Genomic DNA, 21,397 nt, shown 5'->3' on the forward strand with positions numbered 1-21,397 from the left:
TTAGACTTTAGGTAATTTCCAACCATTGTTGTAGTTGGCTTTGATTAACTTATTTGCCTTTGGGCTTGTAAACTGGCCTTTTTCTGCGTCCCAATAGATTTTCTCTCCTAATTTATAGGCTATATTTCCCATATGGGCATTGATTGCTGCGACAGAGCCGGTTTTAATACCACAATTAAGTAAAGTTGGGTCGTTGGCTTTTATGGCTTCCACAAAGTTTTTGCTATGCATCCTTTGGGCAGGCCACTCCGGTTTGATAAGTTCTAAGGCTTCAATTTTCTCCTTTTTCTTCCCATCTACATTCTCGGTTTCTGCAATGATCTTCCAGCCCCTCTATTGACCACCAACGTACCATTGTTACCAATAAACGCGATACCCTCAGTGGTTCCGTAATTCCCTCCATCTATCCCGGTTGCATGCTCCCATAACATATTGAATCCATCGTATTCATAGACAGTTTGGAGAGTATCCGGAGTTTCTGAAGCGTCATCTGGATAAGCCAACTTGCCACCTGAAGCCATAACAGATTTTGGTGCGCTTACCCCCATGGCATAAAGGGCAATATCAATTTCATGCACTCCCCAATCTGTCATCAATCCTCCTGCATAATCCCAAAACCAACGGAAGTTAAAATGGAATCTATTGGCATTGAAAGGTCGATCAGGAGCGGGACCAAGCCACATTTTGTAATCCACACCTGCAGGAGGCTGGCTATTTGGCAATTGTGGAACGGGATTCATCCAGCCTTGATAGGCCCAGGTTTTGACTAACCTAATGTTCCCCAATTTCCCGGATTTAACCATATCGATGGCTTGTGCATATTGAGAGCCACTCCGTTGCCATTGTCCCACCTGCACCAATTTCCCATACCTATCTACCGCCTTGACCATAAGGTTACATTCTTCTATAGAGTTGGCTAGAGGCTTTTCTGTATAGGCATGTTTCCCTGCTGAAAGGCTGTCAATCAAATTCAGGCAATGCCAATGATCAGGTGTGCCAATAATTACTGCATCAATATCCGGATCCTCAAGCATCAGCCTGTAATCCTTGTATTGCTTGGGCCTTTTTCCTCGTAGTTTGTAAACATCTTCGGTACGTTGGTCCAATACACTTTGGTCCACATCTGCCAATGCAACGCAGTTGACTTCAGGAATCCTCAAATGACTGTGCATATTTGACCAACCCATGCCTTTGCATCCAATTAAACCGAAATTAATTTGATCATTGGCGCCAATACGTTTAGACCGAGCGCTTAAATGTTCTGCGGATAATAGGTTGGGTAAAGTGGCCAAGCCTGCAGAAGTAAGGATTGATTTATGAATAAATTTTCTTCTGGAGTTCATCGTTAATTTTAATTTCTAGAATGGAAAATCAATCTAACTTTCTTGCCCATATATTTCTAAAACTAACGGGGTTGCCATGGTCCTGGATATGAAAAGGCAGCTCTTCCTCATGTTCCACATAATGTGGAATACCTATATATTGCGTAGGCCCATGTAGTGTTACATTGTTTTGTACAAGAATTCCGTTGTGTAAAACAGTAATCCTAGCGGGAGAAATTAACATACCTTTAGCATCAAACCTCGGAGCGGTAAAAATTACATCATACGTGTTCCATTCACCTGGAGGACGTGTTGCATTTACCAATGGTGGGTGTTGCTTGTAAATACTTGCTGCTTGCCCATTAGAATAGGTTTTGTTATCATAGGAGTCGAGAATTTGCAATTCATATTTTCCCATTAAGAAAAATCCTGAATTACCACGTCCCTGACCATCTCCTTTTACTTCGCTTGGTGAACGCCATTCAAGGTGAACTTGCACATCACCAAAAGTTTCTTTCGTTTTAATGCCTCCGGTTTTAGCCACAACCGTGAAAACACCGTCTTTAACTTCCCATTTGGGAAAACTCCCATCTTTCTCACTTACCCAAGCATCCAAACTACTGCCATTAAACAGTACAATAGCATCCGCCGGTGGCAAGTGGTTTTCATTCCCTGGCTTCACCGGCTGTACAACCGGCTCGTAAAACTCAGTAGCTTGAGGTGGCAATTTAATATCTTTTTCTTGGGCTGAAACAGAAAAAGCAACAGTAACGCCCAAGACTAAAAACAAAGAAAATAATTTAGATTTCATTGGTGTATTTTTGGTTTAAGAAAATGTGTTTCTCAAATTAAATGATTTGTAGGAGATAAACCCTAATTTATAAGCATAAATTTCTCTATTAGGGCGAATTCCCTACTTTAAAATGCTTAAAATTTCGATTAATAAAAATCATTTTAAGCTACCTTAATCAATTAAGGTTTCATTACAGGCCATATTATGATTACTTTTGTTTTGCTGAAGATTGCCACAAAAAGTGGTAATTAATCCCAGTATATTTTCATTCGTATTGATTATTATGAACAACCGACAGTTATTTTTATCACATTTGGCCCAAACAACTGATTTCCCTCTCTTGATAGAAATTGAGAAGGCAGAAGGTGTCTATATGTTTGGTCCTAATGGTGAAAAATACATGGACTTAATTTCTGGCATTGGTGTAAGCAATATCGGTCATCGCCACCCCAAAGTATTGGAAGCCATTCATAAACAATTGGACAAATACTTACACCTAATGGTTTATGGAGAATATGTACAACAACCTCAATCGCTTCTAGCTGAAGCCATTGTTAAAACATTACCGGACAGTCTTGACAATGTCTACTTGGTAAATAGTGGAAGCGAGGCCATTGAAGGTGCCATAAAACTGGCCAAAAGATTCAATAACCGAAGAGAAATAATTTCCTGCAATGATGCCTATCACGGTTCTTCTCATGGAGCATTGTCCGTGGGGGGAATGAGTTATTCAAAAGAGCCTATAGGCCTCTATTACCGGGTGTGAGAAACATCCAATACGGCGACCGGGAACAACTCAATCACATAAGCACAGAAACATCGGCAATAATCCTAGAAACCATTCAAGGTGAAGCAGGGATAAGAGTCGCTGACAAGTTGTATTTTAAGGCCCTTCGAGAAAAATGTAACCAAACCGGCACCCTTTTAATCTTGGATGAAGTACAGGCAGGATTCGGCAGGACTGGGAAATTCTGGGCTTTTGAACATTTCGGTATCGTTCCGGATATACTGGTTTGTGCCAAAGGCATGGGGGAGGAATGCCTATAGGAGCCTTTATCGCTTCCAAAAAATCATGGAAGTATTCAAAGAAAACCCACTTTTAGGCCATATCACAACATTTGGTGGTCATCCGGTAAGTGCAGCAGCTTCCCTAGCCACCATTCAAGTGATTTTAAAAGAAAACTTAATTGAAACAGTTGAAGAAAAAGCCAATTTATTTAGAAGCTTACTAAAACATCCTAAAATAAAGGAGATAAGAAACAAAGGCTTAATGATGGCCGTAGCTTTTGAATCATTTGAAATATTAAAACCGATCATTGACCGTTGCATTGAAGATGGAGTGATCACCGATTGGTTTTTATACTGCGACAATGCCATGAGAATAGCCCCTCCTTTGACCATAACAAATGAAGAAATTCACACCGCTTGTGAAAGTATTCTAAAAGCCATTGAGGAAGTTTAAAAAATAGTAATTTACTCTGTGCAGCGCTTTTTCTATTGAGAATTTTGAGGCACAAGAAATATTTTATCAAAAAATTCATGACATTTAACATTTGCTTGACAAATATAGATGGAGAATGTACACCTTGCTAATAGACATAAATTTTAAATTTTACTTATTTTGCACGGAAATTGATAATCTAGGAATAGAACAATAAATAAATTAACCAATTGTATGATGATGATTCGCCATTTTTTATTCACCTTATTTTTATCCATAAGCTTTACCTTATCAGCTCAGGAACAAACCGCTCCCTCAACAGCAGAATTGGAGAATGGTACGATTGAAGAGCAATTTGAATATATTAAAAAGATTTCCACCAATTACCAAGAATACAAAGTCATAAAATTACGTTCACTGGAAAAATTGCAAAACAATATTCTAGATTCATTAAGTGGGTATAAATCTACCATTCAGGAGTTGAAGGTTACCTTGCAAGAGAACAAAACCCAGATAAATGACTTGAATCAAAAACTGAGTACCACCAAAGCCGATTTTGACCGAGCGGTTGAAGAGAAGGACAGCTTCAGTATTTTTGGGATGTTATTGCACAAGAATTTTTACAATAATTTGGTTTGGGGCATTATCATTCTTTTGATTCTAACACTTGTTATTTCTTATTTTAGGTTTAAAAAAAGCCACCAAGTGACTGCAGAAACCCAACAAAGTTTAGAGGATCTTCGTGAAGAATTTGAATTACACAGAAGAAACACTTTGGAAAGGGAGAGAAAGCTCAATCGCCAATTAGTGGATGCTTTAAATAAGAAAGATTCATGAAAACTATTGCCATAGACATGGACGGGGTTTTGGCAGATGTCTATGCTCAATTTATAGAGATGCATTTTGCAGAAACCGGCGAGCGTCTTAGCCAAAAGGATATGATTGGTTTAACAGAGGGTGAGGCATTTCCGCACCTATTAAAACACGTAAACTCCAAAGGTTTTTTGAGACAGCACCACTAATTACAGGGGCTAGGAAGGTGGTAGAAGAAATAGCTAAGGTTTACAAGGTCTTTATTGTTTCTGCTGCTACTGAATTCCCATTAAGTCTTGGTGAAAAACACTTGTGGTTAAGTAAACACTTTCCTTTTATTACCTGGCAACAAATGGTATTTTGTGGTTCAAAGGAAATCATCAATACTGACATCATGATAGATGATCACTTTAAGAACCTTGACTATTTCAAAGGGAAGACTTATTTATTTACCCAACCGCACAATGAAAATGCAAATCCAAAGAATCATGAAAGAGTCAATAGCTGGGAAGAACTGAAGGAGATTTTATTGTAAACCGCAGATTAATTTAATTCATAATTATTTTTCCAGTAGACCTACGTTGCACTCACGCTCAAATAGCCCCAAAGTCACCCAATTCTTTGCTTTACATTGGACACACTATTTTTCGACAGCTTAGGAAACCCTTTCACCTAATTCGGATAAAATAAATTGTTTAAGGATTGAATTAATCATTCTCAGCCCAATACCAAATAAAAAATCCATTCACAACTACCGGGAAACGATAAAGGCGAATGGATTTATAATATAGTCTGAGGCTTTAGTGCTCCATTTAAAGGTAACAAATCAAAAAAACCCAGCTCATTTCAAAAGTTTTATATATCAATAAGCACAACGGCTTAAGTTGCCAATTTCACATCTATGGCACTTAAACCTTTGGGCGTTTTCTCGGTTTCAAAGGTTACTTGGTCATTTTCTCTGACATCATCAACCAATCCTTTTACATGGACAAATATACTATCCTGAGATTCAAGGTCTTTAATAAAGCCATAACCTTTAGATTCATTGAAAAAGGTAACTTTTCCTTTTCTTCTTAGATCTTCAGGATCAATTGGAGCTTGTTTAGATACACTTACCTCAATATCTTCTAGCTCAATTTTCTTTTTCTTAACAGTAGGATCCGGTGGGGTTGAAGTGATATTACCATCTTCGTCTACATAGGCTATCATGTCATCAAGATCTCCCCCTTTGTTGGAATTAGATTTCCTAGCTTCTTTTTTTCTTCCTTCTCTTTCTTCTTCCTTAATCTTTTTTCTCTTTTTCTTTTTTGTTAAAAGTTTCTTTCGATTTTGCCATAAATTATTTTTTGTTCTTTCGTTAGTTTTCTGCCGGCTATAAGACCAATAATCCAGTAAACACCAATTTAATCTTCCTAATTTTATTATTATTCGTAGCACTTGCGGAATGAAAAAATACGGGTCAATCCGGTACTTTCTATAAAATTAGCGGGTATTATTTCTCTGGGTAAGTACAAATTTGGCCAAAATAATGGATTATTCCTATTTCATACCATGAATATATTTTTAAAAGAAGGTCTAAACCCTACTTTAAGGTTATTTAACCTAAAAAATCGTTCCTTCCCCAACTACTCACTTAGAAAGTTCAGGGTTTCAGGAATATCAGAAATTAATAAGCTTACAGGTATTACTTGAACCAATCCTCATAACCTAGCTCATGAATTACACCCATCCATCATTATAAATTGAATATTTATTGTACTTTTTGGCTTTAAAAGCCATTAGTTTATAACTTTATTACCTGACAATTTATTAATTCAAAAAACCAAAATTAAACAAAATCATTGTTCAATGAAAAAACACGTTTTATTGTTACTTTTAATCGGACTGGTCTTCAGCCGATTTGTATCTGCTCAATCACAACAAGGAGACCTTATCAGGATTATGGTTAGCCCTTCATCAACTGATAAAATTTATGAAAAAGGAGATAACATATCATTTGATGTAGCCATTTATAAATTCGGACAGCTAGTAGAAGGGGCTGAAATTGAATATAAAATTGGTCCGGAAAAAATGGAACCTGTATTAACCGGTACCGAAATTTTAAAAAAAGGAACTATTACTTTGAAAGGTGGAAAACTAGATGTTCCCGGTTTTGTAAGGTGTCAAGTAACTTATAAAGAAAATGGAGAAACGTATACGAATACAGGAACAGCCGGAATTGCACCTTTAGAGATTCAGCCTACGACTAGCTTACCTGACGATTTCAAAGAATTTTGGGGCAAGGGTAAAGCAGCTTTAAAAGACATTCCTTTGGAGCCTGTATTGACCTTAATCCCTGAAAGATCTACCCACCACACCAATGTTTACCATGTATCCTTTAAAAACATTAGTGGTGAAATATATGGCATCTTAACAAAGCCAAAGAAAGCGGGAAAATATCCTGCGATCCTGCATGTTCCCGGTGCCGGAATCAGACCTTACTATGGCGCCAATATCAATCAAAATGTCATCTCACTTCAAATTGGCATTCATGGTATCCCTGTAAATTTATACAATTCATCACTGTACGATGATTTGAGAGCCGGTGCATTGGCTAACTATAACCGTATTTTCTTGGATGACAAAGACAAATATTACTACAAGCGTGTTTACCTAGGATGTGTTAGGGCTGTAGACTTCATCTTTGCTCAAGAAGAATTTGACGGCGAAAATATTGGTGTAATGGGTGGAAGTCAAGGTGGGGCTTTATCTATCATCACAGCCGGTTTAGATGAAAGAATTAAATATTTGGTAAGTTACTATCCTGCCCTTTCTGACCTAACTGGTTACCTTCATGGTAGGGCCGGTGGTTGGCCTCATTTATTTAGGGATGAATGGAGCAATCAGCCTGACAGAATTGAAACATCAAAATATTATGATGTGGTAAATTTTGCGCGATTTGTAAAAGTGCCCGGCTTTTATTCTTGGGGATTTAATGACAATGTTTGTCCTCCTACCTCCATGTATTCAGCTTACAATGTTGTTCCCGGAGAAAAAGAATTGTCCCTTTATCATGATGCGGCACACTGGCGTTATGCTGAACAAAGCAAAGAGGGCCATGAATGGTTAATTAAAAAAATTGGAGCCCAATAAGGAAGGTTTACCTAAAATATATAATAGCCTATCTATCACATAACTAGGGCTATAGCAATAAAAAAGCTTGAAAATCAATGATTTTCAAGCTTTTTTATATTTCTCCTAAAAATAAAGATTATTTAACCCGGATTATGTAATGGTTTCGTGATGAGTGTTGCAATCGCAGGAAAATCAGGCTGTTTGGAGATTTTAGCATAGCACCGCTATGGTGAAATTGAAAACAGCAACGAAGTGGCTGATTTTAAGGCGATTTCAGCACGTAATAGATTGTCTATTGCATATTTCGGGCAATGTCGTTTAGTTAAGGTTTATAAGTTATAAAATTACTGGGTCTGGCAGTATACCTTTTTATTCTAGGAACTGACCTGTTGGGCCGTACTATTTCAAGTTGAAGCAACAGTTTGAAAGCATAATCAGATATTTTTCCAATGATTTTGTCCATTCCTTGTTTGAGTTGATCAATTATAGATTTGGTTTTACGATACGCCTGGGTTCTGTTGATCTGATAAGTGTTTTTCCGTTTTTTATTACAGTGGTCAATCCCTTTTTTGGTAAGTGTTTTACTGAGGATGTTGCTCAAGTTGGCCCTGAGAATGATTCTATTAAAATCCTGGAGAACGGCCCTGGCCGTCTTTCCGCTCAGGTTTTCAAGTTCCGCCCTGGTTTTGAGTAGCTTGAAAGACTCTTCAACAGGCCATCTTTTCCTGTAAAGCTCACGTATTTCCTTGACAGGGTACTTCCTATGGTCAACTAGGTTGGTTATCAATATATGGTCTTCTCCTGATGCAATCGGTACCCGTACGAGCCTTAATTTGAGTGCCTCAGTAGGAATATTCCTTTCCCTACACCTGTTTAAGGCCTCTTTGGAAGGGGATACCTCTATGATCTGCTGTTTTTGGGTAGATGCTAAAAATGCTTTTGCATGTTTCCATCTGTTTGCCTTTACCCTGATGACAAAGGATTTCTGTTGCTGAACCAATGTGGACATGAGCCAAAAGGCCGCATAAGCCCTATCCATTATAAGCAGGTCGCTCTGCCCTAGACGGGGAAGATGACTTTCACACAGAGCAAGTTCACTTGTCCTGTAATGTTTGATCTTGGCATCTATACTGATTTGGTTGAGTACATCGTAGGCTTGGGAAACACGGGCCAACACTACTTTTCTCCCGTTTTCAGTCCGGGTTTCGAAATGGCCAAAACCTTTTGCCAATTCTTTGCTGTAAGGAAGCTGCAAAGTACTGCCGTCGATACCTATAAGCCGAAAACCTTTCCATTTACGAATATGGCTGGCTTTTTTATAATAAAAAGAACATTGTTGTTCATTGAGCCATGTAAACACCTTGGGGTTTAGTTTGGATCGTTGCTGACTGAATGCTCCTTTGGAATAGCTGACCGATTTGTCGGAAAAAAATTATCAAGTTCTTGCTGAACACTCGATTTACCCAGGCCCAACATGAAGTAGATAAGATCTGTAAAACCCAAACACCGCTGACGAACAAACGCAGTGTTAGTCGTACGGAACCTATCGCGTGTTAATCCATTTTCTATATTGTTTTTTAATAGTTTTAAAAAGTCCTTCGAAAAGGAAAAGGACTTGATTGTTGTTAGATTATTTTCAAAAAAACTACGCTCCCTTTTCTTTCCTAAAAATAATAAAATTTCCTTAACTAAACGACATTGATATTTCGGGTTTAACTTTCAGGCCAACTCGTTTCTATTCCTTGAGACCTTACAAAAGATTGAAATTCATTCAATAAACCACTGTTTTCCCGAATATTTTTGGGTTGCTCTTTTTACTAATTGCAAAAGGCACCAACATACCTACAGCTTCTCCTATACTCCATTCAACCGGGTGTAAGCGGTAGCATCCATTCGTTATATGAGTGGTGCCAATATTTTTATTGGCCGGCAGAAGATTTTCTGTTTCTTGTGGAATCAATGCCCCTAAGGGTATCTGAAATGGCAAAGACCCAAAATCAATGTAATTGTCTCCCTCACAACTAGGATGTAAATCAATATGGTAATAACCTATTCCTACGCTGTCATGAAAGACTGCAGCCTTTAAATCCTTCCCTTCCAAGCCTGACACCTTCGCCCGCTGAGTAGCACCTACATGTTCCTCTAAAACAGTAAACAAACTTTTTATCCTTCTGAACTCCCTAACATAGGGGTATTTAGCTAAACCATCTTCTGTTCCCATCAGGTCATTCCTGAGCCTTAGACCTGGCCAACCTTTACCGCCGTCTGGACGAGGGGCCTCAGTTTGAAGCCAATAAAGCAAAGACAGGCTCTGTTGTTTTCCTGCATCAACATGTTTTTTAAAGGTTTCTTCACTTACGTCCACAATATTACCAGATACATAATCATTTTGAGGCCAATTGACAAGAGTGGCATCTCCCTCGTAAAAGCCCGGTTGGTGATTTTTTTGCGCTATAATTTTCCTGTAAACCATCAAATTTAAGTTATTGCCAGTTTTACCACCTTCAGGATGAAAACCAAGGGCTTTTGGCTTTAAGTTTTTAGGGTTACTGTAATTTAGTTCCAGCATTTTTCCTGCCCAAGGAGGATTCATTTGAGGTTCAAAATTTCTCCAAAACTCGTAATCAGAAGGCTTAGGAATGGTCCAATCTTCACCTTTTACATAATCCATAGCAAAGCATACTGTAAAGGCTTGGTTATTTTCCGGCCGGTGAGTCACTCCCGCATGAAACTCTCCGGTGTCTCCTTTCGCTTCACTTCCAGTGACATAAGCCGTACCTGTGAGAGGAAGCAAGTCTCCAAGTTCTGTAGCATCTACAAAATATTCGCCTTCCAATAAAGAAGTATTCCCTGTAATTAAATTTTTAGCTGTGAGTGATTGCACCCTTTTTCCATGGACTTTGGCAGTCTGTATCTTGTGCTGCTTAAGGATAATTAGTTTTCGAGAACTTTCATAGGAAGCAAACATTTCTTGCAAGACAAGATGACCAACCTTGGGTTCAAAACATAGTCTTGAAACCGAACCTCCACCGGGATTGAGCCTTTTATTTGATGCGGCTTCAGGTGTCAAAGGGTAACACCTTTTGTAATAATCTCTGATTTTCTCTCTAAAAACCCGGTACAATTCGGGGGCTCCATGTGTTTCTATCCATTGGTGTTCATCAGGGGGCACCCCTTGCTGAGACAATTGACCTCCCAACCAATCTGTCTCTTCGGTCATCACCACTGACAAACCATTTCTCAAAGCTGCAAATGCAGCTGAACAACCACCCAATCCACCTCCTGCAATGATCAGATCTGCTTTGAATACTTTTCCGCTTTCACTGATTCGAACCCTTTTTGCTTCTTGATGGGCATGTGCGGGTAAACCTGAAAGTGCAGCTGTGGCAATGGTTCCTCCTCCCATTACCACCTTGCCCATAAAGTTTCTTCTATTCATTATGTGATAATTTTTTACTTTGTATAAAATATCAATCCTGCTTTTTATTGAGGGATACAATTCCCTCCCATTTCATTTAAGGTCTAAGGATAAACAATTGTTCATTGAATTTTTTCAAGACTTTTCCAAACTTGAAAAAGGCCACGGGGTACATGAAAACAACCTTTCCACTTTCCTCCCTTGAGGGGTAATTGGATTTTACCATACCTATCCAGATAACCAAACCATTCTGCGGAATCGGGATCTTTGAAATGATCCCAAGTATACTCATGTACCTTATAAAACCATTGAAGACAATCATTATTGCCCGTAATGGCATAAGCTTTCGACAAAAACACCAAAGTCTCTAAGTGAACCCACCACAATTTTTGATTCCATTCTAACTTCTCTGAAGGACGACCCAAAATATCCAGAAAATAATAAATCCCTCCATATTCTTTATCCCAGCCATACTCCAAAGTTTTTAAGCCTATTGTGATGGCTTTCTGACACAACTCTTCATCCTTATACTTTTGACTCAAGTCCAGCATAAACCACATGGCCTCAATGGCATGTCCAGGACTTGTTAATCTTCCTTCATGAGAATTAGAAAAACTTCCATCTAAATTCACATTTTCCAAAATCAAGCCGGATTCCTTTTGATAAAATACCTCCATCACTTCATGAATTACCGAGGGAACCAATTCTTCAACTTTCTCCCTATCAAGCAATGACTCCATTTCAAGCGTTAAATTGCTTAAAATCATAGGTAAGGCAAAACTTTTTAAATCTCTTGTCCCGGGAAATGTTTTGTTGTAAATACCCTTTGGATTGTCTCGTCTTCTCAAAATATTTTCAAAGGTATTCACTGCTAAGGAAGCATAGGATTCATTCGGTTCCACCTTATTTAGGGCAGCAAAAGCCATGGCTGCAAAACAATCGGAAAATATGTTATAAGGTTGAATCAAAGGGCTTCCTTTTTGGTCTAATGAAAAATAAAAAGCACCATTATCATCCCTCCCGTGCATAATGAGGAATTCTGCCCCCTGTTTTGCCAAATTGAGCCATTCTTTTTTAGCCTCTACTTGGTCGTACATAATAGCAAACATCCATACCTGCCTGGCTTGTAGCCATACATATTTATCTGTATCATAGACTTCTCCCTGTCTGTTAAGACAAGTAAAAAACCACCATATGCGTTATCAGGGCTATTCTTTTCCCAAAAAGGGATTACATTATTTAATAATTCATTTTTATATAAATCCAGGTATTGCTTCATTCCTTATCGTTTTTTATCTTTTTTCTAACCAGTAGTTTTCTATTTCTTCCAAACTTTTGCCGGCTGTCTCCGGAATCTTTTTCCATATGATGTATAAATAGGGAAAGCACATCAAAGCAAAAAACATAAAAGTACCTGAAGGCCCAAAATTTTCCAAAAACCAAGGTGTCAATTGCCCAACCAAATAAGTGCCCAACCAAAGAGAAAATCCTGCAATAGACATGGCCAATCCTCGGATTTTATTGGGATACATTTCTGATAACAAAACAAAAATTACAGCAGAAATAGAAATGGCGGTAAAAAAGATATAGGCCAAAAACAACACCAACAAGAAAATCGATGGTAAGGCATAAATATCACTGCCATAAAAATAAAAACTAATCAATATCAGTGACAAGATCATTCCAGAAACACCAAAATAGACCAATTTTTTTCTCCCAACACGGTCAATGATAATTAAAGCCAATATGGTTGTCAAAACATTGACCAATCCAACCATTACCTGATAAAATAAAGCATCTCCCCCACTCAATCCAGATTGTTCAAAAATACTTGGCCCATAGTACAAAACAGCATTAACCCCCATAAATTGACCAAGAATTGCTATGGCCATTCCCAGGAGTACAGGTTTCAAAATCCCCGGATTTTTTAACAGCTTCCAATTGCTAACTCCAATTTGACCTGATTGCTCCATTACTTCTTGTACCTTTTGCTTTCCTGATTCGATAGAGCTGTATAACTTGGAAAAAACCTGTTCTGCTTTAAGTGTTTTATTGTTGATAACAAGCCATCTTGGACTCTCCGGTATCAACAATAAGATCAGGAAAAAAGCAATGCAGGAACAGTTTCCATCCCTAACATTCCCCGCCAAACCTCCTCATTAAAAATTTTGTATAGGACCGTATCCATCTCAAATTGGTTACTTTCAGCAAAGTTCAACAACTGAAAATTCATTAAAAAAGCACCTAAAAAACCTATGGTAATCGCCAATTGATACAGGGAAACTAAGCTTCCCCTAATGGAGGAAGGAGCCACCTCAGAGATATACATAGGAGAAACTATGGACACCATGCCAATGCCAGCCCCTCCAATAATTCTATATACAATTAATCCATTAAAAGTACCTGCTAGTGCACAGCCAATGGCTGAAACTGAGAACAGTACTGCTGAGAGAATCATTACTTTCTTCCTTCCATACTTATCAGCCAAACTGCCGGCAATGCTCACTCCCATAATTGAACCCAACAAAGCACAACCCACGTACCAACCCTGGGCAATAGCACCAAGGGAAAATTGCTCGGTCACCTCACTAATTGTCCCGGAAATTACAGCGGTATCATAGCCAAATAAAAAACCACCAATGGCAGCTACAAGAGACAAGAAAACTATATAATAATAAGTAGCTTTTACTTTTATCATTTAAAGGAGGATTATAAATAAGTGAACATGAAACATGCTTGAACTAATGATTAAAAATATCAGGTAATTCCCAATCAAATTTCCTATTGTAAGACAATTTACCTTCTGAAATCATCAAAGGTGAATCAACATTGTTGTGGTACAGTTGTCCGGTTCCTAAACCCTGAGGTATAGACACTTGAAAATTAGCAGTAAGTTGAGCAATCGCATTGAGCCCTATATTACTTTCCAATGCGGAGGTCATCCACCAGCCTGTACTGGTATTATTGGCAAGCTCAACCCATTCTCTTGTCGCTACTATTCCACCAAGCAAGGTTGGCTTAAGAATGATATATTGAGGAGCAATTGACTCCAATAATTCTAGTCTTTTCCCCCTTCCATAAACTCCTATTAGCTCTTCATCCAAGGCTATGGGAATGGGGGATTGTTTACATAACTTATTCATCTCTCGGAACAAACCTGGTTTTATCGGTTGCTCTATACTATGGATGTCATATTCATTTAATTTTGTGAGCCTATCGAGGGCATTTTCGGGCGTGAAAGCGCCATTGGCATCCACTCGGATCGTTATTTTATCCCTAGAAAAACGATCTCTAATCTTCCCCAAAATTTCACACTCTTGATCAAAATTAATCGCGCCAATTTTCATTTTTATACAATCAAAACCTTGTTCAAGTTTTTGATCAATTTGACGTTCCATAAATCCCTTATCCCCCATCCAAACCAAACCGTTTATTGGAAGAAATAAATTACCGTTGAAAAAATTATTTTGAAATATTTCCCGCTTGCCTCCATTTATTAAGTCTAACAAGGCTGTTTCGAGGGCAAATTGAATACTAGGATACTCAGAAAGTTGAAGCTCATCTATTTGCTTTAAAAGGAGCTCTTGATTGGCTTGGAATTTTATTTGCTCCACTCTTCTCAAAATCAAATTGGCCTTTTCTTGAAAGTCGGAAAAATCGTCTATGCTTAGGCCTTTTAATGGGCCGGCCTCTCCTATGCCTATTGACTCCGGAAATTGGTCTGAATGAACTTGAATAAAGTGGGTTAACTTATTTTTGAGTATTCCCCTACTGGTTCCTGCTTCAAACTTAAAATCTAAAGTATAAGCAATAATTGAGCATTTAACTGTAAATAATTTGGTCATTTCTCTTTTTAGCTATAGCCAAATATGGTTATTTTCTTCCAAAGGATAAAAAGAGACAATGCTTTAAGTAAGTAAATTGTCCGGATATTATGCTAATGGTCTTCGGAGCTATAGAATCCGAACAATATACCGTGGTATTGCTTTGAAAGGCCTATATTTGCACCGGTTTTATAAAGAATGTTGAACTTCGAGAATTATTACAAACATGCCCACCGAAAGTGTTCCAAAGTTGAAGGATTATTTCTATGATTTGCCTGATCAATTCATCGCCAAACACCCACTTGAATTTAGGGATAAATCTAAATTATTGCATTTTGAAAATGGCAAAATTAAACACGAAAAATTCTCGAACATTTCAGGTTTAATTCCTGCCAACAGTCATTTGGTTTTTAACAATACCAAGGTAATTCCTGCCAGGCTCCACTTTCAAAAACCAACAGGAGCAAAAATTGAAATTTTCTTGCTCAATCCCATTCTCCCCGCAACTGTTATTCAACTAAGCATGGAAAGTACCGGTCCCGTTACTTGGAAATGCATGATTGGAAATCTTAAACGGTGGAAAGAAAATGAAGAATTATCCTCTCAAATAGTAATCGATTCGGTATGCTACTCTTTAAAAGCAAAATTGGTCAATAGAGAAAATAGGGAAGTTGAATTGAGCTGGAGTCCTGATGACAAGTCCTTTGCCTCCATAGTTGAAGCTAGTGGAGAAGTGCCGCTTCCTCCTTATTTAAACAGAGCAGCGGAGGATGCGGACAAAGTCCGGTATCAAACAGTCTATTCTGATAAAGAAGGAGCTGTGGCAGCACCAACAGCTGGACTGCACTTTACAGACCAAACCTTATTTGATTTAAAAGCAAAAGGTATTTCAATAGAATACCTTACCTTACATACCGGAGCAGGTACCTTTCAGCCTATCAAACATGACAATATCATAGAACATCCAATGCACAGTGAGCAAATGGTGTTTACCATAGAAAATATCGTCAATTTAATCGCTGCCGAAGGCAATATTATAGCAGTAGGAACAACCTCCATGCGTTCATTGGAAAGTTTGTATTGGTTTGGTGTCAATTTGTTGCTTGGAAAATCGAATGAGTTTCACATTGAGAAACTGACCCCTTATCAAGAATATGCAAGGCTTCCAAACAAGGAAGAAAGCCTAGAAGCCATTTTTCAATGGATGCAAGCCAATCAGTTAAAGCAATTGATGGGATCCACGGAAATATTCATTTTTCCCGGCTACGAATTTAAACTGTGCAATGGTCTTGTGACCAACTTCCATCAGCCGGGATCTACATTAATACTTTTAGTGGCTGCTTTCACACATGGCAAATGGAGAGAAATCTATAGGGAAGCATTGGAGAATAACTACAGGTTTTTAAGCTATGGAGACAGCAGTTTATTATGGAACAATAAATTAGATTAAGTACCTTGTTCAGCGCATCTCTTATGATTAAAATATTTACCAGAATTTATATGTTAAATTTAAGAAGGGTTCTTTATTACGGTTTCTTCGTTTTTTATTAATAATACTATGGCCCAAGTGGACACGGTGAGTCACTATAGCCAGAGCCTAAAAAAAGAAATGCGATATGCCATTACATTTCCTGAAAGTTATAAAGAATCCGAGAAGAATTATCCGGTAGTCTACCTTTTACATGGTGCAGGGGGCAATTTTAGCAATTGGCACACAAGTGTTAAAAAGCCGGGCCTATTACCTGACTTAGCCAACCAATATGAAATGTTAATTGTAACACCTGAGGTGGGGCCTTTTAGTTATTATTACGATAGTCCCTTGATGGATACTGTTCGCTATTCTTCCTACATTGCCATTGACCTCATCAAGGAGATTGATGAAAATTACAGGACCATTGCTTCTCGAGAAGGAAGGGCTATCACAGGATTGTCCATGGGTGGCCATGGAGCAATTATGCTTAGTGCAGAAAACCCTGATTTATTCTATGCAGCAGGAAGCATGAGTGGAGTAATGAATATTGATACCAGTATTTGGGATATCGCCGAAGAAAGAAAAATGCTAGGGAAAAGACAGCAAAAAGATCTGTTGGGAGAAATATACTATGATGCTCCTTTTAGCCCTTACACGGCCGTAGGCTTAATCGGAAAAATGAAGCAGAATGATGTCCGGATGATTATTGATTGTGGCACAAAAGATTTTCTTTTAAAAACAAACCGACAAATGCACCAACTTCTTTTAGCTGCAGGTGTTCCACATGATTATATCGAAAGACCCGGCGCTCACAATTGGGAGTATTGGACTGAAGCTATTCCATACCACTTTCTATTTTTTAAGCAACAGCTAAAAAAACACCATTAAATATATAGGAATGAAAATAGGCAATTACAAAAAATAAACCAGTTAGAATAAAAAGTTTTAATCGCAAGCAAATAAGACTGTTTAAAAGTTATAGCAAAGCAATACCATAGTGAATTTGAAAATAGCCATTTAGCGGCTGATTGAGGTGACTTCAATAAATAATCGATGATTTTATTTCGACTCAAAACAACTTTTTAATTAACCGCTTGAAAAATGGCTCCCTGACCTTTTTTATTTCTTTTTAAATTCCACTCCAAAAGATTTTTTAATCAAGGGAAAAACTTCCTTCACTTGGCTTTGATTAACCATGCCTTCTTTCATTCTTTCCATAAATTCATAGGCATTGCATTTCGCTTCCAAAATAGCTTCTATAAACCCAACTCTGAAAGGTAGACCCAAACATGATAGCCCCTTAACTAAAAAATCTGATTTCCCATATTGGATTCTAAATGAAACTTCTCCTCCGGGATGCTCCCAGTAAAAATTGTGGGTATCTTGACCACAATTAGGGGATATGTCCCCATATTTCCTCCATTCGAGTTCACTAAAAATGCATTGTGAATTATACCAGGAAGCCCCCATTTTAAATTCCCCTTGCGCAAAGCCTCGGTTCAAAAGCCTCGGAGATTGATTTAGGCCGAATGAATTAGCAGAATAGGAAACGAAATGATCCAGCTTAATGCCATTTGAATTTGACAGGCCGCCATTACTATTCATAGCTACCTGCAGAAGGGAGCCTACTGATGCAGTAATAATAGAATGGGCATGCAAGGTTTTGTTCTTTGAAGTTTTAATCTCTAGAAAGTCTTTATCGCTAATTAAGCTGTTGAATAATAATTGATCTTCATAAATTGATTCAACTCCTAAATACTTTAAATACTTCCCAATTAACCAAGCTTCTTCTTCCGGCAATTCCGTAAGCGCCAACCTTGCTCCATCGCATATGATGATTGGTACAATGCCAGAATGTAACAATTGAATGGCAATGGAAATAGCAAACATATCTTGACCTTCTATTAGCACCACTTCCTCATTATTCATCTTATAATCAGCCTGGTAAGCTTCACTTAAAAGGGCACTTAAGCATTGCCTTTCATTAGAAAAATCTTCCAAGGCTTTGCCTGCTCAATTAGTAAGTATTCATATTTCTGTTTTCCCCTCTATGATTGATTACCCTCTGCTCTTTATCAATTGACTCAATGGGGTAACTATTGAAAGTAAAAGTTATATTATCTACTTGCATGGCTATGCACTTATCAGATGAAGGAAGTGGATGCTTACCTTTCGCTTTTAGCAAAGCTTCCAATAAAAAAGGCCCGAGGTCTGATTTTTCGAACAATACAACATTTATTTCTCTATACTTACTTTGACACTTTAACAGGAAATCAATACTGGAAATGCCAATTGCAAGCAGTACTATATTAACTGTTTGTTTCTTATAATTTGGAGGGAATGTATTTTTCAACTTTATCTTTAATTAAAAAATCTCTTTAATCTAAAAATTAACACAGCCAACAATCAGGCCAAACAGATTTATCTTTGGATTCCAGTTTTCATGATCACCTTAGGATCTATTTTCTACCATGAAATTGCACTTAAGTTTACGGGCAACTAATAGGTTTAACTTTAATTCCTTTTTGCAATTTAGGATGAAAAATAAAATAAGATTAACGTTTTTTAAGTCAAAGAGTGTTCAATTCTAAAAATAAATTAAAGTTTTAAATCAAGATTTACTCTCAAATTATTGCAATAAGTAAATCTATCATGCCACTTTTAAGATTTGTTAACAATTATTTTTATAGCATCGAAAAAAGCTAGTTTTAATTATAATAAAATATCCTATATTTCAGAAATTTTAATCACATTCATTGACCCATTAGATTCTTCCTTTAATGTTCAGAGCAATATTTATGGCAATTCTTTTAACAGGATCTTTTCAGGTTAAAGGTCAGGAATCTAAGTCAGAACTATTGGTAGGAAAGTATGAGGAGATCATACAATTTTTTCCTGAGATCAATACAGGTACACATTATATTGAAGAAAATAGGTCATTGGATGGACATCCTTTTTATCTATCTGCTAAAATGGATTTGGGTGCTATAACCATAGCAGAAAACCACTTCGGGGATGTGCCTTTACAATATGATATATGGGAGGATTGGGTCATATCATTTTCATCCGCATTTCATCAAAGGATGATTTTAAACCACTTGAAAATTGACAGCTTCAAATTGAATGACAGCTCTTATTTTGTCAAAAAAGAAAAACCGAATGATTTTTTGTTTCATAGAAACGGATTTTATAGAGAGATTGAGACAGGTGAAATCGGTTTATATGCCAAACACAGGAAACAAAAAAAGCAGGAAACCTCTACCATAGAACTTGTTAGAAGTTATGAGGAAGTGATCAAGTACTTTTTTGAAATTGAAGGAAAACTGGTGGAGGTGCCCAAAAAAGTAAAATTTTTGAGACCTTAGGTATGGCTAAGAAAACTGCAAAAAAAGAGCTAAAAGCATTGGGTCTTAGGTATAAAAAAATAGGGAAACTTATTTGAGAACTTTGGTGAATATGTCGAATAACGTCCAACAATGATTAAGAAATTATTTAGGTTAACTAGTTTTCTTTGTTTGATATGCCTGCAATATACATTTGCACAAACACCAAGTGAGGAAAGAATTTCAGGGATTTTTTCGGGAATTTCTTTTGGTCAGTTTTCCCAAATGATTGAAAGCAAATCCGATTATCGCATGTTTTTCAAACCTTCAGATGTCGACAGTCTCATCATCAATGTCAATGCCTACGAAAGCACAATTGAGAATTTATTGAATGAAATTTTCAAAGGATCGGATCTCTTGTACGCGATCGACAATGAAAAAAGAATTTTCATTAGCCGGGGAACTTCATTGAATATGAAACTACCTATGGATTTTTTTGATATCAAATCCCCCTCCGGGAGTTTAATTCCGACCACTTCAATTCAAAAAGAAAGTAATGATCGGTCTTTTGCAAAAAACAGACTTTGGGAAATAGGTAATAATAATGATGCCCCGGGTGCAAAAGTGGCCGTATTAAAGGGAAAAATTACAAGCTTTGAGTCCGGAGAGCCAATTATTGGCGCCTTGATCTATACAACCGCACAGGATGCCAAGTCTATTTCAGATGAAGAAGGGAACTATACCATAACCTTAAGCAAAGGGCGCCATACGCTGGTTTTCCAAAATTTTGGAGCTTATCAGGAACAACGGCAAGTTAATTTACGTGGAGATGGGGTTTTAAATGTTGCAATGGATGACAATATTATTTCATTGAATCAAGTTACTGTAACCTCTGAAAAATCTGCCAATATAGAACGTCCTGAAATGGGGCTTTCCTCCATCACCGTCCAATCATTAAAAAAATTACCTGCTGTATTAGGGGAGGTGGATGTGCTTCGAGCAATACTTACCTTACCGGGAGTAAAGACCGTTGGCGAGGCGAGTGCCGGATTTAATGTACGAGGAGGAGCAGCGGATCAAAACTTGATTTTATTCAATGGGGCAACAATTTACAACCCAACCCATCTTTTTGGGCTTTTTCTGCATTCAACCCCGATATGGTAGAAAGCGTAGATTTATACAAGGCGGGAGTACCTGTAAAATTTGGTGGAAGATTATCTTCTGTGCTTGATATTCAGAGCAAGTTTGGCAATTCAGAAAAACTTAAGGGTGGCGGTGGCATTGGCCTAATGACCAGTCGCTTGTACTTGGAAGGCCCACTTTCTGAAAAAACAACCTTTGCTGTCGGGGGAAGAACGACTTATTCCAATTGGTTATTTGGATTGTTGGATGAAGATTCAGAATTCCGAAATAGCCGTGCTTCGTTTCATGATTTAAACCTAAACATGAAACACAAAATGAATGAAAACAATGAATTTACCCTTTCTGCTTATTGGAGTAAGGATGCCTTTAGATTTGATAAGGATACCGTATTCAATTATCAGAATTTAAACCTTAGTGCTTCCTGGACCCATTACTTCAGCGATCGCCTTGAAGGTAAATTTCACATAGGCCATGACCAATATACTTTTGACATTCAGAGTGAGCAAGATCCCCTAAATGCCTTTACATTTGGTTTTGGTATGGATCAAAGCAGTTGGAAAAACCACTTTACTTATGATTTAAACGACAAACATCAATTGAGTTTTGGCATGAATGCCATCTATTATAACCTCAACCCGGGTGAACAAGTACCCAAAGGAAGTGAATCAATACTTCTCCATGAACAAGTAAGCCGTGAAAAAGCATTGGAAACCTCTTTTTCTTAGGGGATGAATA

Annotated in this window: 16 protein-coding genes and 4 pseudogenes; 10 read left to right on the forward strand and 10 right to left on the reverse strand. The window is 37.7% G+C overall.

Annotated features, from left to right (window positions below; all coding sequences use genetic code 11):
* Window positions 1-1,343: pseudogene (locus WG932_RS08940) on the reverse strand (Gfo/Idh/MocA family protein).
* Window positions 1,344-1,371: 28 nt separating this feature from the next.
* Window positions 1,372-2,133 (reverse strand): 3-keto-disaccharide hydrolase, encoded by a 762-nt coding sequence (locus WG932_RS08945; RefSeq protein WP_014022855.1) that lies wholly within the window; start codon window positions 2,131-2,133, stop codon window positions 1,372-1,374.
* Window positions 2,134-2,398: 265 nt separating this feature from the next.
* On the opposite strand from WG932_RS08945, the pseudogene WG932_RS08950 reads away from it, so the two are divergent.
* From WG932_RS08950 to WG932_RS08965, 4 genes and pseudogenes are all read left to right on the forward strand, one after another.
* A pseudogene (locus WG932_RS08950) lies at window positions 2,399-3,577 on the forward strand (aspartate aminotransferase family protein).
* Window positions 3,578-3,790: 213 nt separating this feature from the next.
* A complete protein-coding gene (locus tag WG932_RS08955; protein WP_014022857.1) occupies window positions 3,791-4,393 on the forward strand; it encodes a hypothetical protein in 603 nt (200 codons plus the stop codon).
* Entirely contained in the window at window positions 4,390-4,578 is a 189-nt protein-coding gene (locus tag WG932_RS08960) for a hypothetical protein (RefSeq protein WP_483087694.1), read from the forward strand. The genes WG932_RS08955 and WG932_RS08960 overlap by 4 nt, the downstream gene beginning before the upstream one ends.
* A 17-nt stretch (window positions 4,579-4,595) precedes the next feature.
* Complete coding sequence (locus WG932_RS08965; protein ID WP_483087695.1) at window positions 4,596-4,904, forward strand: 5' nucleotidase, NT5C type; 309 nt, start codon at window positions 4,596-4,598, stop codon at window positions 4,902-4,904.
* A 344-nt stretch (window positions 4,905-5,248) separates the two neighbouring features.
* Here the strand turns inward: WG932_RS08965 and WG932_RS08970 are convergent.
* Window positions 5,249-5,705 (reverse strand): annotated as a pseudogene (locus WG932_RS08970) (cold-shock protein).
* A gap of 512 nt (window positions 5,706-6,217) precedes the next feature.
* Here WG932_RS08970 and WG932_RS08975 point away from each other — a divergent pair.
* Entirely contained in the window at window positions 6,218-7,501 is a 1,284-nt protein-coding gene (locus tag WG932_RS08975; RefSeq protein WP_483087696.1) for an acetylxylan esterase, read from the forward strand.
* Between the two features lie 304 nt (window positions 7,502-7,805).
* On the opposite strand, the gene WG932_RS08980 is transcribed toward WG932_RS08975, so the two are convergent.
* From WG932_RS08980 to WG932_RS09000, 5 genes and pseudogenes are all read right to left on the reverse strand, one after another.
* On the reverse strand, window positions 7,806-8,843 hold the full coding sequence (locus tag WG932_RS08980; RefSeq protein WP_483087697.1) for an IS4 family transposase: 1,038 nt from the start codon (window positions 8,841-8,843) through the stop codon (window positions 7,806-7,808).
* A 411-nt stretch (window positions 8,844-9,254) separates the two neighbouring features.
* Window positions 9,255-10,922, reverse strand: coding sequence for an FAD-dependent oxidoreductase (locus WG932_RS08985; protein WP_483087698.1), 1,668 nt, complete (start codon window positions 10,920-10,922; stop codon window positions 9,255-9,257).
* A gap of 101 nt (window positions 10,923-11,023) precedes the next feature.
* Window positions 11,024-12,097 (reverse strand): AGE family epimerase/isomerase, encoded by a 1,074-nt coding sequence (locus WG932_RS08990; protein WP_483088607.1) that lies wholly within the window; start codon window positions 12,095-12,097, stop codon window positions 11,024-11,026.
* A gap of 96 nt (window positions 12,098-12,193) precedes the next feature.
* Window positions 12,194-13,599, reverse strand: a pseudogene (locus tag WG932_RS08995) (sugar porter family MFS transporter).
* Between the two features lie 43 nt (window positions 13,600-13,642).
* Window positions 13,643-14,746, reverse strand: coding sequence for an o-succinylbenzoate synthase (locus WG932_RS09000; RefSeq protein WP_483087699.1), 1,104 nt, complete (start codon window positions 14,744-14,746; stop codon window positions 13,643-13,645).
* 205 nt (window positions 14,747-14,951) lie between these two features.
* On the opposite strand from WG932_RS09000, the gene WG932_RS09005 reads away from it, so the two are divergent.
* Both WG932_RS09005 and WG932_RS09010 read left to right on the forward strand, forming a co-directional pair.
* Window positions 14,952-16,175 carry an S-adenosylmethionine:tRNA ribosyltransferase-isomerase gene (locus WG932_RS09005; protein WP_483087700.1) on the forward strand — a complete coding sequence of 408 codons (1,224 nt, stop codon included), beginning with the start codon at window positions 14,952-14,954 and terminating at the stop codon, window positions 16,173-16,175.
* Between the two features lie 108 nt (window positions 16,176-16,283).
* On the forward strand, window positions 16,284-17,084 hold the full coding sequence (locus WG932_RS09010) for an alpha/beta hydrolase (protein WP_483087701.1): 801 nt from the start codon (window positions 16,284-16,286) through the stop codon (window positions 17,082-17,084).
* A 231-nt stretch (window positions 17,085-17,315) separates the two neighbouring features.
* Here WG932_RS09010 and WG932_RS09015 read toward each other — a convergent pair whose 3' ends face one another.
* Together WG932_RS09015 and WG932_RS09020 are read right to left on the reverse strand one after the other, a co-directional pair.
* Window positions 17,316-18,197 carry a hypothetical protein gene (locus WG932_RS09015; protein WP_483087702.1) on the reverse strand — a complete coding sequence of 294 codons (882 nt, stop codon included), beginning with the start codon at window positions 18,195-18,197 and terminating at the stop codon, window positions 17,316-17,318.
* 16 nt (window positions 18,198-18,213) lie between these two features.
* Window positions 18,214-18,549 (reverse strand): hypothetical protein, encoded by a 336-nt coding sequence (locus tag WG932_RS09020; protein WP_483087703.1) that lies wholly within the window; start codon window positions 18,547-18,549, stop codon window positions 18,214-18,216.
* A gap of 445 nt (window positions 18,550-18,994) precedes the next feature.
* Between WG932_RS09020 and WG932_RS09025 the strand changes: the two genes are divergently transcribed.
* From WG932_RS09025 to WG932_RS09035, 3 genes are all read left to right on the forward strand, one after another.
* Complete coding sequence (locus WG932_RS09025) at window positions 18,995-19,561, forward strand: hypothetical protein (protein ID WP_483087704.1); 567 nt, start codon at window positions 18,995-18,997, stop codon at window positions 19,559-19,561.
* A 111-nt stretch (window positions 19,562-19,672) separates the two neighbouring features.
* Window positions 19,673-20,683, forward strand: a complete 1,011-nt coding sequence (locus WG932_RS09030; protein ID WP_483087705.1) for a carboxypeptidase-like regulatory domain-containing protein — start codon at window positions 19,673-19,675, stop codon at window positions 20,681-20,683.
* Window positions 20,677-21,387, forward strand: coding sequence for a hypothetical protein (locus tag WG932_RS09035; protein WP_483087706.1), 711 nt, complete (start codon window positions 20,677-20,679; stop codon window positions 21,385-21,387). Before WG932_RS09030 ends, WG932_RS09035 begins: the two co-directional genes overlap by 7 nt.
* The last annotated feature ends 10 nt before the right edge of the window (window positions 21,388-21,397 follow it).

It is taken from the genome of Cyclobacterium sp. SOCE241 (assembly GCF_056867545.1).